The organism is Nonomuraea sp. NPDC048826 (assembly GCF_043198225.1).
Taxonomy (GTDB): Bacteria; Actinomycetota; Actinomycetes; order Streptosporangiales; family Streptosporangiaceae; genus Nonomuraea.
In genome coordinates this window covers 537,567-555,029 of sequence record NZ_JBICUQ010000007.1, presented here as the reverse complement: position 1 = coordinate 555,029, position 17,463 = coordinate 537,567, and the positions used below count along the sequence as shown (strand labels likewise).

Annotated in this window: 14 protein-coding genes; 11 read left to right on the top strand and 3 right to left on the bottom strand. The window is 71.4% G+C overall.

Annotated elements, in window-relative coordinates; genetic code table 11:
* The first annotated feature begins 198 nt into the window (after positions 1-198).
* Together uvrA and ACGFI7_RS27445 are read left to right on the top strand one after the other, a co-directional pair.
* Positions 199-3,039, top strand: a complete 2,841-nt coding sequence (gene uvrA / locus ACGFI7_RS27450; RefSeq protein ID WP_393409519.1) for an excinuclease ABC subunit UvrA — start codon at positions 199-201, stop codon at positions 3,037-3,039.
* A gap of 154 nt (positions 3,040-3,193) precedes the next feature.
* Entirely contained in the window at positions 3,194-4,369 is a 1,176-nt protein-coding gene (locus ACGFI7_RS27445) for a PucR family transcriptional regulator (RefSeq protein ID WP_393409517.1), read from the top strand.
* A gap of 119 nt (positions 4,370-4,488) precedes the next feature.
* Here ACGFI7_RS27445 and ACGFI7_RS27440 read toward each other — a convergent pair whose 3' ends face one another.
* Both ACGFI7_RS27440 and ACGFI7_RS27435 read right to left on the bottom strand, forming a co-directional pair.
* Positions 4,489-5,352 carry an SGNH/GDSL hydrolase family protein gene (locus tag ACGFI7_RS27440; protein WP_393409516.1) on the bottom strand — a complete coding sequence of 288 codons (864 nt, stop codon included), beginning with the start codon at positions 5,350-5,352 and terminating at the stop codon, positions 4,489-4,491.
* A 57-nt stretch (positions 5,353-5,409) separates the two neighbouring features.
* Positions 5,410-6,543, bottom strand: a complete 1,134-nt coding sequence (locus ACGFI7_RS27435; protein ID WP_393409515.1) for an alkaline phosphatase PhoX — start codon at positions 6,541-6,543, stop codon at positions 5,410-5,412.
* A gap of 210 nt (positions 6,544-6,753) precedes the next feature.
* Between ACGFI7_RS27435 and ACGFI7_RS27430 the strand changes: the two genes are divergently transcribed.
* From ACGFI7_RS27430 to whiA, 8 genes are all read left to right on the top strand, one after another.
* Complete coding sequence (locus ACGFI7_RS27430) at positions 6,754-8,790, top strand: hypothetical protein (protein ID WP_393409513.1); 2,037 nt, start codon at positions 6,754-6,756, stop codon at positions 8,788-8,790.
* Between the two features lie 155 nt (positions 8,791-8,945).
* Entirely contained in the window at positions 8,946-9,368 is a 423-nt protein-coding gene (locus ACGFI7_RS27425) for a Rieske (2Fe-2S) protein (protein ID WP_393409511.1), read from the top strand.
* Between the two features lie 104 nt (positions 9,369-9,472).
* Positions 9,473-9,940 carry a Rieske (2Fe-2S) protein gene (locus ACGFI7_RS27420; RefSeq protein ID WP_393409510.1) on the top strand — a complete coding sequence of 156 codons (468 nt, stop codon included), beginning with the start codon at positions 9,473-9,475 and terminating at the stop codon, positions 9,938-9,940.
* 46 nt (positions 9,941-9,986) lie between these two features.
* A complete protein-coding gene (locus ACGFI7_RS27415) occupies positions 9,987-10,439 on the top strand; it encodes a Rieske (2Fe-2S) protein (RefSeq protein WP_393409509.1) in 453 nt (150 codons plus the stop codon).
* A gap of 91 nt (positions 10,440-10,530) precedes the next feature.
* On the top strand, positions 10,531-12,435 hold the full coding sequence (uvrC, locus tag ACGFI7_RS27410) for an excinuclease ABC subunit UvrC (RefSeq protein WP_393409508.1): 1,905 nt from the start codon (positions 10,531-10,533) through the stop codon (positions 12,433-12,435).
* On the top strand, positions 12,432-13,301 hold the full coding sequence (gene rapZ, locus ACGFI7_RS27405; protein ID WP_393409507.1) for an RNase adapter RapZ: 870 nt from the start codon (positions 12,432-12,434) through the stop codon (positions 13,299-13,301). The genes uvrC and rapZ overlap by 4 nt, the downstream gene beginning before the upstream one ends.
* A gap of 74 nt (positions 13,302-13,375) precedes the next feature.
* A complete protein-coding gene (gene yvcK, locus ACGFI7_RS27400; protein ID WP_393409578.1) occupies positions 13,376-14,293 on the top strand; it encodes a uridine diphosphate-N-acetylglucosamine-binding protein YvcK in 918 nt (305 codons plus the stop codon).
* A gap of 71 nt (positions 14,294-14,364) precedes the next feature.
* Positions 14,365-15,345 carry a DNA-binding protein WhiA gene (whiA, locus tag ACGFI7_RS27395; RefSeq protein ID WP_393409505.1) on the top strand — a complete coding sequence of 327 codons (981 nt, stop codon included), beginning with the start codon at positions 14,365-14,367 and terminating at the stop codon, positions 15,343-15,345.
* 240 nt (positions 15,346-15,585) lie between these two features.
* Here whiA and ACGFI7_RS27390 read toward each other — a convergent pair whose 3' ends face one another.
* Positions 15,586-16,254, bottom strand: a complete 669-nt coding sequence (locus tag ACGFI7_RS27390) for a hypothetical protein (RefSeq protein WP_393409503.1) — start codon at positions 16,252-16,254, stop codon at positions 15,586-15,588.
* Between the two features lie 185 nt (positions 16,255-16,439).
* Between ACGFI7_RS27390 and gap the strand changes: the two genes are divergently transcribed.
* On the top strand, positions 16,440-17,444 hold the full coding sequence (gene gap / locus ACGFI7_RS27385) for a type I glyceraldehyde-3-phosphate dehydrogenase (protein ID WP_393409501.1): 1,005 nt from the start codon (positions 16,440-16,442) through the stop codon (positions 17,442-17,444).
* Positions 17,445-17,463: the final 19 nt, after the last annotated feature.

The following is a 17,463-nucleotide window of genomic DNA, read 5'->3' as shown; positions in this document are numbered from 1 at the left end:
GGCGACTCTCGGGCATAAAAGCGCAGGTCATCGGGTTGATAGCGGAAGGCCTCCTTCCCGTCTCGTGGAGGCCGTAACCTGAAGGGGACGGAATTCCGGCGAGCAGCACCGGCTGACTGGTCGGCTCAACGAAAATTGTCGGGGCCCCCGTCTACCATCCCCCGTGGACCTATCCGCCTTTCGACTTCCGGGATCACCGTGGCAGACCGCCTGATCGTGCGTGGTGCACGAGAGCACAATCTCAAGGACGTCTCGCTTGACCTGCCGCGAGACTCTCTGATCGTTTTCACCGGGCTTTCCGGCTCGGGCAAGTCCAGCCTCGCCTTCGACACGATCTTCGCCGAGGGTCAGCGGCGTTACGTCGAGTCGCTGTCGGCCTACGCCCGCCAGTTCCTCGGCCAGATGGACAAGCCCGACGTCGACTTCATCGAGGGCCTGTCTCCCGCGGTCTCCATCGACCAGAAGTCGACCAGCAAGAACCCTCGGTCCACGGTCGGCACGATCACCGAGGTCTACGACTACCTGCGGCTGCTGTGGGCGCGCGTCGGCAAGCCGCACTGCCCGGCCTGCGCACGCCCGATCGCCCGCCAGACGCCGGAGCAGATCGTCGACCGGGTGATGGACCTGGAGGAGGGCACCCGGTTCCAGGTGCTGGCCCCGGTCGTCCGCGGCCGCAAGGGCGAGTACGCCGAGCTCTTCCGCGAGCTGCAGACCAAGGGCTTCGCCCGGGCCCGCGTCGACGGCACCGTCGTGCGGCTGGAGGAGCCGCCGACGCTGAAGAAGTACGAGAAGCACGACATCGAGGTCATCGTCGACCGCCTGTCGGTCAAGGATTCCTCACGGCGCAGGCTCAACGACTCGGTCGAGACCGCGCTGCAGCTGTCCGGCGGCACGATCACGCTCGACTTCGTCGACCTGCCCGACGACGACCCCGGCCGCGAGCGCTTCTACTCCGAGCACCTCTACTGCCCGTACGACGACCTGTCGTTCGAGGAGCTGGAGCCGCGCTCGTTCTCGTTCAACTCGCCGTTCGGCGCCTGCCCCGAGTGCACCGGCCTCGGCACCAAGATGGAGGTCGACCCCGACCTGGTCGTCCCCGACCCCGAGCGCTCCCTGCGCGAGGGCGCCATCCACCCGTGGACCGGCGGCCACGCCAGCGAATACTTCGGCCGCCTGATCGAGGCGCTCGGCAACGCCATGGGATTCACCCCCGACACCCCGTGGGAGAAGCTCTCCAAGAAGGCGCAGAAGTCGCTGCTGTTCGGCCACGACGAGCAGGTCCACGTTCGCTACAGCAACCGCTACGGCCGCCAGCGCGCCTACTACACCACCTACGAGGGCGTCATCCCCTGGGTGCAGCGCCGGCACGCGGAGGCGGAGAGCGACTCGACCCGCGAGCGGTTCGAGGGCTACATGCGCGAGGTGCCCTGCCCCGCCTGCAAGGGCGCCAGGCTCAAGCCCGTCACGCTCGCCGTGACCGTGGCCGGCAAGTCGATCGCCGAGGTGGCGGCCATGTCGATCGGCGAGTGCGCCAAGTTCCTGGCCGCGCTCAAGCTGTCCGACCGCGACATGCACATCGCCGAGCGGGTGGTCAAGGAGATCAACGCCCGCATGGGCTTCCTGCTCGACGTCGGCCTCGACTACCTCACGATGGACCGCGCCGCCGCCACCCTGGCGGGCGGCGAGGCGCAGCGCATCCGGCTCGCCACGCAGATCGGCTCCGGCCTCGTCGGCGTCCTGTACGTGCTCGACGAGCCGTCCATCGGCCTGCACCAGCGCGACAACATGCGCCTGCTCGACACCCTGATCAGGCTGCGCGACATGGGCAACACGCTGATCGTGGTCGAGCACGACGAAGACACCATCGCCGCCGCCGACTGGGTGGTCGACATCGGCCCCGGCGCCGGCGAGCACGGCGGCCAGGTCGTCGTCTCCGGCACCGTCCAGGACCTGCTGACCAGTGAGGAGTCCATCACCGGTCAGTACCTCTCGGGCCGCAAGAGCATCCTCGTGCCGGCCACCCGCCGCAAGCGAGACAAGAAGCGGCAGATCACCGTCAAGGGCGCGCGCGAGCACAACCTCAAGGGCGTCGACATCGACTTCCCGCTCGGGGTGTTCACCGCCGTCACGGGGGTGTCAGGGTCCGGCAAGTCCACGCTGGTCAACGACATCCTCTACAACGCGCTGGCCAAGGAGCTCAACGGCGCCCGCACCGTCCCCGGCCGCCACTCCCGGATCAACGGCATCGAGCAGGCCGACAAGGTCGTCCACGTCGACCAGTCGCCGATCGGCCGCACCCCGCGGTCCAACCCGGCCACCTACACCGGCGTGTTCGACCACGTCCGCAAGCTGTTCGCCGCCACCACCGAGGCCAAGGTGCGCGGCTACCAGCCCGGCAGGTTCAGTTTCAACGTCAAGGGAGGGCGCTGCGAGGCGTGCTCCGGCGACGGCACCATCAAGATCGAGATGAACTTCCTGCCCGACGTCTACGTCCCCTGCGAGGTGTGCCACGGCGCCCGCTACAACCGGGAGACGCTGGAGGTCCACTACAAGGGCAAGACCATCTCCGAGGTGCTCGACATGCCGATCGAGGAGGCGCTCGCCTTCTTCGACGCCATCCCGGCGATCAAGCGCCACCTGCAGACGCTCAACGACGTCGGTCTCGGCTACGTCCGGCTCGGCCAGCCCGCCACCACGCTCTCCGGCGGCGAGGCGCAGCGCGTCAAGCTCGCCTCCGAGCTGCAGCGGCGGCAGACCGGGCGGACCGTCTACGTCCTCGACGAGCCCACCACCGGCCTGCACTTCGAGGACATCCGGCGGCTGCTCGGCGTCCTCGGACGGCTGGTCGACGGCGGCAACACGGTCATCGTCATCGAGCACAACCTGGACGTCATCAAGACGGCCGACTGGGTCATCGACATGGGCCCCGAGGGCGGCTCACGCGGCGGCACCCTGGTGGCCGCGGGCACGCCCGAGGAGGTGGCGCTGGTGGAGGAGAGCCACACCGGGCGCTTCCTGCGGAAGATCCTGTCCGTCTGATCGTGACCGAGGCCCCGGCGGCACGTCCCACCGGGGCCTCGGTGTCGCGAAGTATGCCCGGGTGGTAGGGGCCCTTGTCTTCCGACGGGTGGTTTGACAGGGTCTGACCGTGTCGGAAGATACGCCGCGGCCTCTCATGCTGGGCGGTGTGTGCGTGCACAAGCTGCTGGAGCGGCCGCTCGTACGCCTGGCACGACGGCTCGTCGGCGACTTCGCCGAGGAGATCCCGCTCTACCGCCGGCTGCCCAAGGAGGAGCTGGACGGCGACATCACCCACATCACCGAGTACAACCTGCGGGTGATCAGCGTGGTGTTCCGCGAGCGGCGCCCGCCCACCCGGGAGGAGCTGGCGCCGCTGCGCGCCTCGGCCGCACGTCGCGCCCAGGAAGGGGTGCCGCTCGACGCGTTGCTGGCCGCGTACCAGCTCGGGGTGGCGAAGGTGTGGGAGAGCCTGTTCGAGCACGCCGGGCCGGACGACCTCGACGACGTGCTGGCCGCCAACCGGCTCATCCTCCGCTACACCGGCGCCGTGACCTCCGCCGTCTGCGCCGCGTACCTGGAGGAGCGTGAGGTCATGCTCAGCCAGGAGCAGCACGCCATGCACGCGACCGTCTCCGCACTGCTCGCGGGAGACCGGGAGGCGCTGGCCGGGGTCCGGCTCGCGCCCCGCTACCTGGTGGTCGCCACGGCGCTCGACGAGCATCCGGACGAGGCCGCCGGCGACCAGGGAGGGCCGATCGCCGGGCGGCGCAAGCTGCACCGGTTCCGCACGGCCTGGCAGCGGCACACCGCCGAGCAGGTGCTGTCGGCGCTCGACAGCACCGGCGGGCTGGTGCTGGTGCCACTGGCCGCCGACGAGCCCTGGTGGTGCCGGGCCGGAGAGCTGGTGGCGGCGGCGGGCCGCGCCGCGGGCGTCCCGGTGTGGGCCGCGGCCGAGCCCGCCGAGCCGGCCCGCGTCCCCGCCGCCGCCGCACTGGCCGAGGAGGTGCTGGAGGTGGTGCGATCCCTGGGGCGGCCGCCCGGCGCGTACCGGCTGTCCGACGTGCTGCTGGAGTACCAGCTCAGCAGGCCCAGCGAGGCGCTGGCCGGGCTGGCGGGGCTGCTCGATCCGCTTCTCGGCAACCCTGACCTGATGCGCACGCTCAAGGCCTACCTGGAGACCGGCCTGGACCGGCGGCGTACGGCGGAGCGGCTGCACGTCCACCCCAACACCGTGGACTACCGGCTGCGCCGGGCCGTCGCCCTCACCGGGCTGGACCCCATGGACCCGGCCCAACTCCAGCGCATCGGCGCGGCACTGGCAGCCCGCCGGACGATGAACGGCGATTGAGCCGGCCTGCGGCGCTGCTCCCGTAGGACTGCCTCCCAAGGGTGCGCGGGGTGCTTTGGTTGCTCGGATGCCGGCGCGCTGTCACCGGGGTGGTGACAGCGCGGGCGGCGGCGTGTTCGTCAGTGGGCGGCGGTGACGGCTGCCGTCACGATGGTGGCGAAGTTGCGCATGCCTCGTGCGTTGGGGTGGAACGGGGTCGCCGGGGAGGCCGGGACGTACGGCTCGATCCAGCGGGTGCCCGAGGAGGCGCACGGGTCGTGGCCCGTGCTGGGGGTCTGGAGGTCGATGAAGCCGATCCCGGCGGCGGCCGCCTGCTCGGCCAGCATCTGGTTGAAGTACATCAGCGTGGACCGGATGTAGTTGGCGTCCTGCTTGATGATCGGGACGCGCGGGTAGCAGCCGTTGGGCCGGGCGTAGGTGGCGTAGCCGACCAGGAAGATCCTGGCCTGCGGCGACCGGGCGCGGATGTCGGCGGCGAGCGCGACGAGCGTGGGACGCAGGGCGTCGGTCTTGACCCGCCAGCTGTCCTGTCCGTCGGAGCCGATGTAGTCGTCGTTGCAGGCGTCGCCGACCGGGGGCGGGAGCAGGTTCAGGCAGTCCTCGATGAAGCCGGTCAGGCCGACGTCGTTGGCGCCGATGTGCACGGTGACCAGGGTGGTGTCCGGGCGCAGGGCGTCGAGCTGGGGCGCCACCGAGCCGAGGTCGGTGTTCTGTCGCTCGTACATGTGGCGGGTCTTCGCGCCCGAGCAGGTCACGTCGCGGAACGACGCGACGCCGAGCGCCTGCGCGGTCAGGTGGGGGTAGTTGCGGTTGGAGCGCCAGCAGCCCAGCTCGGGCAGGACCTGGTCGGGGATGAGCGGCCCGGCGGCGGCCGAGTCGCCGAGTGCGACGTACGACTCGGCGGCGGCCCGCGCCTGGGCGGGCGAGGTCAGCAGGAGGACGAGTAAGGGCGCGGTCAGGACGGCGATCAGGCGTCGGATCATGAGGGCACCTCTCGGGGGGAGTGGGGGGTGGAGCGGTGCTGGGGAAGCTGCGGCGGGTCAGTGGCGGAAGGGGCCGGTGACTTCGTAGGTGACGCCGTCGAGGCCGGCGACGCCGCCGTCCGCGCCGCGCTGGGAGGAGAAGTACAGGCGGGTGCCGTCAGGAGAGAAGGCGGGTCCGGTGATCTCCGACTCCTCGTGGCCGTCGACGCGCACGACCGGCGCCACCACCCCGTCCGGGGTGATGATGTTGATCTCCATGTTGCCGCCGTCCTCGGCCACGTACAGGTCGCCGGTGGGCGCGCCGGTGATGTTGTCGACCCCGTCGAGCGTGCCGCCGCCGTCGTAGACCGAGCCGAGCCGGTTGCGGACCGCGTCGTACGCCCACACCTTGCGGTCGCCCTTGGCCGTGAAGTAGCAGACGCCGTTGGCGTAGTGGCAGCCCTCGCCGCCGTCGAAGTGCCTGGCCTCGCTCACCTGGTGCCGCGTCTGCCGTTGCAGCACGGCGGGAGTGGGGTCGGGGACGGGGCGCCACTGCACCGGGTCGCCGCCGCACAGCACCTCCAGCCGGCCGCTCGACAGGTCGCCCCAGATCGTCGGGATGAACCGGTAGAAGCAGCCGTCGTCCTCGTCCTCGGTGAGGTAGATGACCCGCCGGTCGGGGTCGCACGCGGCCGCCTCGTGCTTGAACCGGCCCATCGCCGACCGCGACTGCGCCACCCGCACCCCGTACGGGTCGGTCTCGTAGACGCGGCCCCGGAAGATCTCCTCGCAGGACAGCCAGGTGTTCCACGGTGTCCTGCCACCGGCGCAGTTGATGTTCGTGCCTTCCAGGATCCGGTACGCGCGCGCGATCGAGCCGTCCGACCGGAACCGGATCGCCGACGCGCCGCCCACCAGCGGCACCTCCGAGTTGGACACGTAGATCCAGCCGGTGCCGTCGGCGAAGCAGGCTCCGCCGTCGGGGGCCGGATGCCAGAGGATGCCGCCGACCGGCCTGCCCGACCGCGCCACCACCCTGCTGGTGAACCCGGCGGGCAGCGCCACGCCGTTGGCGTCGGGGGGGCCCAGCGGTCCGTACGGGCTGACGCCCCGCACCACCCTGGCCATGGCCGCCTCCTGCCAGAGCGAGCCCGGCAGGGCGACGGCGCCCAGTCCCGCGGAGACCGTGCGGAGGAACGTCCGGCGATGCATGGCGGCTCCTGAGGGGTACGCGACGGCGTTCAGCACACGATGAGCCGTGGACGGGATCCTGTGAATTGGACGGGACGGCAAAGTCGGCGGCCGGTTGCTGTGACCCATCACAAATCAGGTACGAGGGCTGTGAAGGGCATTGACGACCCGGACCGGAGATCTGATCATCGGAGGGCCCGATCGTCGCTCCGCGTCCTCCGAGGTGCCGCCATGCGCGCCCGTGCCCGCTCTCTCGTGCTCGCCGCCACGCTGGTCACGGCGCTGGCCACGGCACTTCCACCCGCGACCGCCACAGCGGCTCCGACCGACGCGACTTCGGCCGGCGCGACCGCTGCCGCCGGAGGGGGTGTGCCCGGGTGTGATCCGATCGACCCGGCCGCCTGCCTGCTGCCGTTCCCCAGCGACCACTACACCGTGGCCGACCGGGGGACCGCCACCGGCCGTCGCGTGGCGTTCCCGGTGGAGGCGATGCCCCGCTCGGCGGCCGGCGTGCCCATCGACCCCGCCGCGTGGAACCGCAACGACGGCTTCTCGCCCGGCTCGATGATCCTCACCCTGGTGCCCGGCCTCGACCTGGCCAGGACCGGCGCGGCCCCGATCACCGACATCGGCGCCTCGCTCGATCGGGACGCGCCCATCGTCCTGCTCGACATGAAGACCGGCGAGCGCTGGCCGTACTGGGCCGAACTGGACGCGAACGCGCCGGAAGGACGCCGGGCGCTCATCGTCCGGCCCGCGCGGAACCTGGCCGAGGGCCACCGGTACGCGGTCGCCCTGCGCGACCTGCGCGACGCCGACGGCGCGCCGATCCCGCCCGGCGCGGCCTTCGCCGCCATCGCCGGCGCCCCGCTGCCGCACGGGCACGAGCTGCGCGACCGGCAGCGGGAGCTCCAGCCGGTGCTGCAGGCGCTGCGCCGGCACGGCGTCCGCGCCGACGGCCTCCACCTCGCCTGGGACTTCACCGTGGCCAGCGGGCGGAATCTGGCCGGACGGGCCCTCGCCATGCGCGACGACGCCCTGCGGCGGCTCGGCAGGCACGCGCCCCCGTACGAGGTCACCGCCGTCACCGACTTCACCCCCGAGCAGGACGACAGGATCGCGCGCCGGGTCGAGGGGACGTTCCGGGTGCCGAGCTACCTCGACCAGCCGGGCGGGCCGCCCGGCTCCGGCCTGAACTACGGCCCCGACGGACGGCCCGCCCGGCTGCCGGGGAACGAGCAGGTCGCCACGTTCCGGTGCGACATCCCCCGGATCGCCTTCACCCGCCCGGCCAGGCCCGCCCTGTACGGGCACGGGCTGCTGGGCAGGCACACCGAGGTGAGCGCGTCCAACGTGCGGACGATGGCGCAACGGCACGGGTTCGTGTTCTGCGCGACCAAGTGGATCGGCATGGCCGACGAGGACATCCCCAACGTCATCGGCACCTTCAGCGACATGTCACGCTTCCATACGGTGCCGGACCGTACCCAGCAGGGCTTCCTGAACTTCATGTTCCTGGGACGCGCCATGACGGCCCGCGACGGCTTCACCGCCCACCCCGCCTTCAAGGACGGGCGCGGGCGCTCGCTCATCGACACCCGCGCCGAGCTCGTCTACGACGGCAACAGCCAGGGCGGCATCTTCGGCGGCGCGCTCGTCGCGCTCTCCCCGGACATCAGGCGCGGCGTGCTCGGCGTGACCGGCATGAACTACAGCACCCTGTTCAACCGCAGCTCCGACGCGGCGCCCTTCCAGGCGGCGTTCGACCGCGGCTACCCCGACAGGATGGAGCAGCAGGTCATCCTCGCGCTCATCCAGATGCTGTGGGACCGCGGCGAGACCAACGGGTACGCCGCCCACCTGACCGGCGACCCGTACTCGGGCACGCCGCGGCACCGGGTGCTCATGCAGGTGGCGTACGGCGACCACCAGGTGGCCATGGTGACGGCCGAGGTCGAGGCACGCACGATCGGCGCCCGGGTCCGGCTCCCCGCGGTCGCGCCCGGCCGCTCCCCGGACGCCGAACCGTACTGGGGCATCCGCGGCTTCCGCACCGCGCACGCGGGGTCGGCGCTGGTGGTGTGGGACAGCGGCACCCCGTCGCCGCCGCTCACCAACACCCCGCCGATGGAGGGCCCGCACGGGACCGACCCGCACGAGGACCCCCGCCGCACCCCGGCGGCCCAGCTGCAGAAGGCCGTCTTCCTCAAGACGGGCGTGGTGGCGGACGTCTGCGCCGCGGCCCCGTGCCTGTCGGCCCCTGAGTGAGCGCGGGGCGGCGGCCCTGGCTGTGCTCCGGCCGCGCCCCGGCATGCTCAGGCCGTGTAGCGAGGCGGCCGTTTCGGCTGGGGGTGAAAAGGAGGGCGACGGGGGGTGGCCCTATCGTGAAAAACCGTTAATGCGGAGGCAATGAAGCGGAGGGCATGTCGATGAACGGGGGCTCGGGGATCGACCGGCGGCGGGTGCTGGGGGCGGCGGGGGTGGCCGCCTGCGGGGTGGCGGCGCTGGCCGCGTGCGGTGGGGAGGCGGCCGGGGACCGGAAGGTGCCGGGCATCCAGGGCAAGGTCATCGCCAAGACCGCCGACGTCCCGGTCGGCGGCGGCACGGTGGTCAAGAAGTACAAGATGGTGGTCACCCAGCCGTCGGAAGGCGTCTACAAGGCGTTCGGCGCGTCCTGCCCGCATCGCGGCTGCGCCGTGAGCCCGCCCAAGGACAACGTGATGGTCTGCCCGTGCCACGGCAGCGAGTTCGACGCCGACACGGGCGAGGCGACGAAGGGCCCGGCGACCGGACGCCTGATCCCGTACCAGGTCAAGGTCGAGGGCGACGGCATCGTGGTGGTCTGAACGGGTAATTGTGCGTGGTTCCCGGGCCAGGGGCGCGACAGGCTGAACCGCATGCAGGTCGTCGCACGTACCTGAAGTGAAACCCGAACCTGGGAGGACGCACCATGACCGAAACGACGCGCCGGGCGGTGATGTTCGGAGCGGGCGGGGCCGGCCTGGCCGCGGTGCTCAGCGCCTGTGCCAGCTACGGCTCGCCGGTGGCTGAGCCGGCGGCGGACACGGACGACTCGCTCGACGAACCCGTCGAGGAGGAGTCGGAGGCGCCCAAGAAGAAAAAGAAGCAGCCGAAGGCGCTGGCCGACACCAGCGACATCCCCAGTGGTCAGGGGAAGATATTCAAGAATCAGGACGTGGTCATCACCCAGCCGTCGGAGGGTGAGTTCCGGGCGTTCAGCGCCACCTGCACCCATCAGGGCTGCGCGGTCGCCAGCATCTCCAACGGCGTGATCAACTGCCCGTGCCACGGCAGCCAGTTCAGCATCGAGGACGGCTCGGTCGTGCAGGGCCCCGCCAGCGAACCGCTGGCGGAGAAAAAGATCAATGTGTCCGGAGGCAAGATCAGGCTCGCCTAAGGCGGCTTTCATCCTTTTCTCAGTTGCGTGCGCTTGGCTGTGCCGCATGGGAGAAGACCTCAAGAGCCGTAGAGCGGTGTTCGCGGGTGTGGGCGCGGGTGGCCTGACGCTCGCGCTGGCCGCGTGTGGCGGCGGCGATACCACGACCGCGTCGCCGGAGTCGGGTGCTCCGGCGTCGTCCAGCGCCCCTTCGTCGGGCGCACCCGCGGGGGGCGGGGGGCTGGCGACCACCTCCGAGATCCCCGTCGGCGGCGGCAAGATCTTCACGGACCAGAAGGTCGTCGTGGTGCAGCCGGCGGAGGGCCAGTTCAAGGCGTTCGGCATCAATTGCACCCACCAGGGCTGCCCGGTGGACAAGATCGAGAACGGCGCCATCGTCTGCCCCTGCCACGGCAGCCAGTTCAAGATCGAGGACGGGTCGGTGGCCCAGGGTCCCGCCACCGACCCGCTGGCCGAGCAGCAGATCAAGGTGGAAGGCGACCAGATCTCGCTCGCGTGACGTCCCGCGGGCTCGTCCGTCCGCTCGGGCGGGCGAGCCTGTCGGTGGCGGCCACTACGCTGGAATCGTGGCGCGATCAGGTGGCAGTCCGTTGAGTTTCCGTCCCCGGCCCGGCTCCATCCCCGATTCCCCCGGGGTCTACCGGTTCAGGGACGCTCACCAGCGGGTGATCTACGTCGGCAAGGCCAAGAGCCTGCGCCAGCGGCTCAACTCCTACTTCGCCGACTTCTCCGCCCTGCACCCGCGCACCCAGACCATGCTGACCACCGCGGCGGACGTCGACTGGACCGTCGTCGGCACCGAGGTGGAGGCGCTGCAGCTCGAATACTCCTGGATCAAGGAGTTCGACCCGCGCTTCAACGTCAAGTACCGCGACGACAAGTCCTACCCCTACCTCGCCGTCACCATGGGCGAGGACTTCCCGCGCGTGCAGGTCATGCGCGGCGCCAAGCGCAGGGGCAACCGCTACTTCGGCCCCTACTCGCACGCCTGGGCCATCCGCGAGACCGTCGACCTGCTGCTGCGCGTCTTCCCGGTCCGCACGTGCAGCGCCGGGGTGTTCAAGCGCGCCGGTCAGATCGGCCGGCCGTGCCTGCTGGGTTACATCGACAAGTGCTCGGCGCCGTGCGTCGGCCGCGTCACCCCCGAGGAGCACCGCGCGCTCGCCGACGACTTCTGCGACTTCATGGCGGGCAACACCAGCCGTTTCATCAAGCGGCTGGAGCGCGAGATGCGCGAGGCAGCCGCCGAGCAGGAGTACGAACGCGCCGCCCGGCTCCGCGACGACATCCAGGCGCTGCAGCGGGCGCTGGAGAAGCAGGCGGTCGTGCTCGGCGAGGGCACCGACGCCGACGTCGTCGCGCTCGCCGAGGACCCGCTGGAGGCCGCCGTCCAGGTCTTCTACGTGCGCGGCGGACGCATCCGCGGCCAGCGCGGGTGGGTGGTCGACAAGGTCGAGGAGGCCGGCGCCGCCGAGCTGGTCGAGCAGTTCCTCCTGCAGATGTACGGCGACGCGAGCGCCGAGTCGATGCCCCGCGAGGTGCTCGTCCCCGCCCTGCCGCCCGACACCGAGGCCGTCGCCGAGCTGCTGAGCGAGCAGCGCCGGGCCCGGGTCGAGGTGCGGGTGCCGCAGCGCGGCGACAAGAAGGCGCTCATGGAGACCGTCGAGCGCAACGCCAAGGAGTCGCTCGCCCAGCACAAGATCCGCCGGGCCGGCGACCTGACCACGCGCAGCAAGGCCCTGCAGGAGATCGCCGACGCGCTCGACCTCGACCAGGCGCCGCTGCGCATCGAGTGCTACGACGTCTCCCACCTGCAGGGCGAGAACGTCGTCGCCTCCATGGTGGTGTTCGAGGACGGCCTGGCCCGCAAGAGCGAGTACCGCCGCTTCGCGATCAAGTCCAAGGAAGGCGACGTCGCCTCGATCCACGAGGTCATCATGCGCCGCTTCCGCCGCTATCTGGAGGAGCGCTCCGCCACCGGCGAGCTGACCCCCGAGGACGACGACGGCCACGGGCCGATCGACCCCGAGACGGGCAAGCCGCGCAAGTTCGCCTACCCGCCCAACCTGGTCGTGGTCGACGGCGCAGGCCCGCAGGCGGCCGCCGCCCAGCGGGCGCTCGACGAGCTGGGCATCGACGACGTGGCCGTGGCCGGCCTGGCCAAGCGGCTGGAGGAGGTGTGGCTGCCCGGCGACGACCAGCCGGTGATCATGCCACGCTCCAGCGAGGGCCTCTACCTGCTGCAACGCGTGCGCGATGAGGCACACCGGTTCGCCATCACCTACCATCGGGCCAAGAGGTCCAAGTCCGTCAAGGAGAGCGCGCTCGACAGCGTGCCCGGCCTCGGACCGGCACGCCGCCAGGCGTTGCTCAAGCACTTCGGTTCCGTCAAGAAACTGCGCGAGGCCACCGCGGAGCAGATCCGCGAGGTCCCGGGCATCGGCCCCGCCACGGCCGAGGTGATCGTGTCGACCCTGAAGGGGGAGAGGCAGTGAAGACCACCGAGCCGGCGTTCGTCATCGTCACCGGCATGTCGGGAGCCGGGCGGAGCACCGCGGCCAAGGCCCTGGAGGACCTCGGCTGGTTCGTGATCGACAACCTTCCGCCCGGGCTGCTGTTCGCCATGGCGGAGGAGGCCGGCAAGGTCAAGCTCGCCGCCGACAAGGTGGCGGCCGTGGTCGACGTGCGCAGCCTGGCGTTCACCACCGACCTCAACGCCGCCATCGAGGAGCTGGAGGGGCGCGGCGTGCGGGTGCGCGTGGTGTTCCTGGAGGCCAGCGACGAGGAGCTGGTGCGCCGCTTCGAGAACGTCCGCCGCCCGCACCCCCTGCAGGGCGAGGGCCGGCTGGTCGACGGCATCACCCGCGAGCGCGGCATCCTGCGTGAGGTGCGGGCCAACGCCGACCTGGTGATCGACACCACCTCCCACAACGTCCACGAGCTGCGCAACCGGATCGTCGCCTACTTCGGCGGCGAGGACCGGCCCGGCCTGCGGCTCAACGTGGTGTCGTTCGGCTTCAAGTACGGCCTGCCGGTCGACGCCGACCTGGTCGTCGACTGCCGCTTCCTGCCCAACCCGCACTGGGTGCCCGACCTGCGCCCGATGAACGGCACCGACCCCGCCGTGCGCGACTACGTCCTCGGCCAGCCCGGCGCCAAGGAGTTCCTCGACGCGTACGAGGAGGTCCTGCAGGTGGTCGCCACCGGCTACGGGCGTGAGGGCAAGAGCTACGCCACGCTCGCCGTCGGCTGCACCGGTGGCAAGCACCGCAGTGTCGCCATGGCCGAGCAGCTCGCGGCGCGCCTGCGCGACCGGGGCATGGAGGTCCAGGTGAGCCACCGGGATGTGGGGCGGGAGTGACCGCCGGGAGCGGGCGCGCGTTAAGCGAACCGCCGTTCTGGGCGGGCTCGGAGCCACCGAGCGGCGGCCCCCGCGTGGTCGCCCTGGGCGGCGGCCACGGCCTGTACGCGTCCCTGTCCGCGCTGAGAGCGGTGACCGACGGGCTCACGGCGGTGGTCACCGTCGCCGACGACGGCGGCTCCAGCGGCCGGCTCAGGCGTGAGCTGGGCGTGCTCCCGCCCGGTGACCTGCGGATGGCGCTGGCCGCGCTCTGCGGCGACGACGAGTGGGGCAGCACCTGGAGCGAGGTGGTGCAACACCGCTTCCGCAGCGAGGGCGAGCTGCACGGGCACGCCGTCGGCAACCTGCTCATCGTGGCCCTGTGGGAGCTCCTCGGCGACCCGGTGGCGGGCCTCGACTGGGTGGGCCGGCTGCTGGGCGCGCACGGCAGGGTGCTGCCGATGGCCTCGGTGCCGCTCGACATCGTGGCGGAGGTGGAGCTCGACGGCGTGCGCTCGACCGTGCGCGGCCAGGTGGCTTGCGCGCTGACCCCCGGCCGGGTGCAGGCGATCTCACTCGTGCCCGAGGACCCGCCCGCGCGGCCGGAGGCCGTCGAGGCGGTGCTGGAGGCCGACTGGGTGGTGTTCGGGCCCGGCTCGTGGTTCACCAGCGTGCTGCCGCACCTCAAGGTGCCGGAGCTGGCCAGGGCGCTGCACCGGACGGGGGCCAGGCGGCTGGTCACGCTCAACCTGGCGCCGCAGCCCGGCGAGACCGACGACTTCTCGCCGCAGCAGCACCTGGAGGTGCTCCGGCAGCACGCGCCCGATCTGTCGCTCGACGTGGTGCTCGCCGACACCGGCGTGGTCGACGACCCGGACGCGCTGGAGAAGTCGGCGGCGGCGTTCGGCGCCCGGCTGGTGACGGCCGACGTGGCCGCCGGCGACGGCTCGCCCCGGCACGACCCACGACGTCTTGCCTCCGTCCTGGACGAGATTTTCCTCCAGAAGCGTTGATCCTGGTCGGCGTGGCGCCCAGGTGCGAGAGGATGCTATGAGCCGGTCTGATTGGGGGAGGACTAACGCTTATGGCGATGACGGGTGTGGTGAAGGACGAGCTGAGCCGACTGCCTGTGCTCAAGCCCTGCTGCCGTAAGGCGGAGGTGTCGACGCTGCTGCGGTTCGCCAGCGGCCTGCACCTCGTGGGCGGGCGCATCGTGATCGAGGCGGAGCTCGACACCAACGCCACCGCGCGGCGGCTGATCAAGGACATCGGGGAGGTGTTCGGTCACAAGGCCGAGGTGCTGGTGCTCGCTCCGGCGGGGCTGCGCAAGGGGTCCCGCTACGTCGTGCGCGTCTACCGCGACGGTGAGGCGCTGGCCCGGCAGACGGGCCTGATCGACAACCATGGGCGGCCGGTGCGCGGCCTGCCCCGGCAGGTGGTCGCGGGCGCCTCGTGCGACGCGGAGGCGGCCTGGCGCGGCGCGTTCCTCGCCCACGGGTCGCTGACCGAGCCGGGGCGGTCGATGTCGCTCGAGGTGACCTGCCCGGGCCCTGAGGCGGCGCTGGCGCTGGTCGGCTCGGCCAGGCGGCTGAAGATCCATGCCAAGGCGCGCGAGGTGCGCGGCGTCGACCGGGTCGTGGTGCGCGACGGCGACGCCATCAGCGCCCTGCTGACCCGGCTGGGCGCCCATGACAGCGTGCTGGCCTGGGAGGACCGGCGGATGCGCCGGGAGGTCAGGGCGACCGCCAACCGGCTGGCCAACTTCGACGACGCCAACCTGCGCCGTTCGGCCCGCGCGGCGGTGGCGGCGGGCGCGCGGGTGCAGCGGGCGCTGGAGATCCTGGGCGAGGAGGCTCCCGATCACCTGGTGGTGGCGGGCCGGCTCCGGGTGGAGCACAAGCAGGCGTCCCTGGAGGAGCTGGGCCAGCTCGCCGACCCTCCGCTCACCAAGGACGCGATCGCCGGGCGGATCCGGCGGCTGCTGGCCATGGCCGACAAGCGGGCGGCCGACCTCGGCATCCCCAGCACCGAGGCCAACCTCACGGTCGACATGCTGACGTCCTGAGGGCTCCGGCCTGGCCCTGGTCCGGCAGTAGGAAGGGCTGCTGGTCCGGGGTGGGTGGGGTCGGCGTGCTGACGCTGGGAGGGTTCAGGCCTGGCTCCGGTCCGGCGGGAGGGAGCTGCTGGTCCGGGGTGGGTGGGGTCGGCGTGCTGACGCTGGGAGGGTTCAGGCCGGGCTCCGGTCCGGCGGGAGGAAGCTGTCGGTGGGGGTCGGCTGGAGTCGGCGTGCTGACGTCGTGAGGGTTCAGGCCTGGCCGCGGTCCGGTGGCAGGAAGAAGCTGCCGGTCGAGGTCGGGTCCGCCTTGGGGGGCTGGAGCGGCTCGAACGGGGCCCGGTACTCGGGCTCCGGCTCCCGTGCGGCCACCGTCTCCTCAGGGTCCCGCTCCGGCTTGTCGGTCGCGGCGTGCTTGCCCGTACGGCGCAGGCGCAGCGCGCGGGCGAGGACGAGCGCGAACGCGGGCAGGGCGGCGGCCGCCATGATGGCGGGCAGCTGCCATGACTCGGTGACCGCGCTCCAGACCATGTCCGCGGCCGCGGGGAGCTCGCCGAGCAGTCCTCGGAGGGTGAGCGGCGGGATGGCGGTGTCCGAGCCGAAGCGCTGCGCGCCGACGGTCGAGACCGTGTACGCGGTCATTCCGATCATGGCCGCGGGGACGGTCGCCGCCGCGTACAGGGCCGCGAAGACGGACAGCAGGACGCTGCGGGGGCGGACCAGGCGGATGGCCAGGCCGACGAGTACGCCCACGACGAACGCGAGCGCGGCGTAGAGGGGGACGCCATCGGCGAACATGCGCCATGACTCGGGCAGCCGGCTCGCGAAGTGCATGGCCGCCCCGAACGCGGCCGCGCCTGCCAGCGCGGCGATCAGCCCGACGACCAGGCCGGACACCAGCCCGGATCGTTGCTTTGACATCTCAGCCCCCAGAAATGTCCGAGTTTACTCCGATGAGTCGGGCACTTTACTCGAAGCGTACAAAGTGTGCGTCAGGAACCGCCATTCACAGCGAGGGGGACCGCAGTGGTCTAAACCAATTTAGGTCCGATAGGGTTTCCGAGTTGAGGTATCAGCCCGCCATCATGTACGAGGAGATCGGTTCCGTGAGCATCCGCGTAGGCGTCAACGGCTTCGGCCGCATCGGTCGCAACTTCTGGCGCGCCGTGGCCGCCAGTGGCAAGGACATCGAGATCGTCGCGGTCAACGACCTCACCGACAACGCGACGCTGGCCCACCTGCTGAAGTACGACAGCATCCTGGGCCGTCTGCCGTACGAGGTGAAGGCGTCCAGCGACGAGATCACCGTCGACGGCAAGGCCATCAAGGTGTTCGAGGAGCGCGACCCGGCCAAGCTGCCCTGGGGCGACCTCGGGGTCGACGTGGTCCTGGAGTCCACCGGCCTGTTCACCGACGCCACCAAGGCCAAGGTCCACGCCGACAACGGCGCCAAGAAGGTCATCATCTCCGCGCCGGCCAAGAACGAAGACGTGACGGTCGTCATGGGTGTCAATCACACCGCCTACGACCCGGCGCGGCACACCGTCATCTCCAACGCCTCTTGCACCACCAACTGCCTGGCCCCGATGGCGAAGGTCCTGCACGACGCCTTCACCATCGAGAAGGGCCTGATGACCACCATCCACGCCTACACGCAGGACCAGAACCTCCAGGACGGCCCGCACAAGGACCTGCGCCGCGCCCGCGCCGCCGCGCTCAACGTGGTGCCCACCTCCACCGGCGCCGCCAAGGCCATCGGCCTGGTGCTGCCCGAGCTCAAGGGCAAGCTCGACGGCTTCGCCATGCGCGTGCCGATCCCCACCGGCTCGGCCACCGACCTGACCATCGACGTCAGCCGCGACGTCACCGTCGAGGAGGTCAACGCCGCGGTCAAGGCCGCCGCCGACGGCCCGCTCAAGGGCATCCTCACCTACACCGAGGACCCGATCGTCTCCGCCGACATCGTCACCGACCCGGCCTCCTGCATCTTCGACGCCGGCCTCACCAAGGTCATCGGCAACCAGGTCAAGGTCGTCGGCTGGTACGACAACGAGTGGGGCTACTCCAACCGCCTGGTCGACCTGATCCAGCTGGTGGGCGCGGACCTGTAGGACCGCGGGCGAGCGAGGG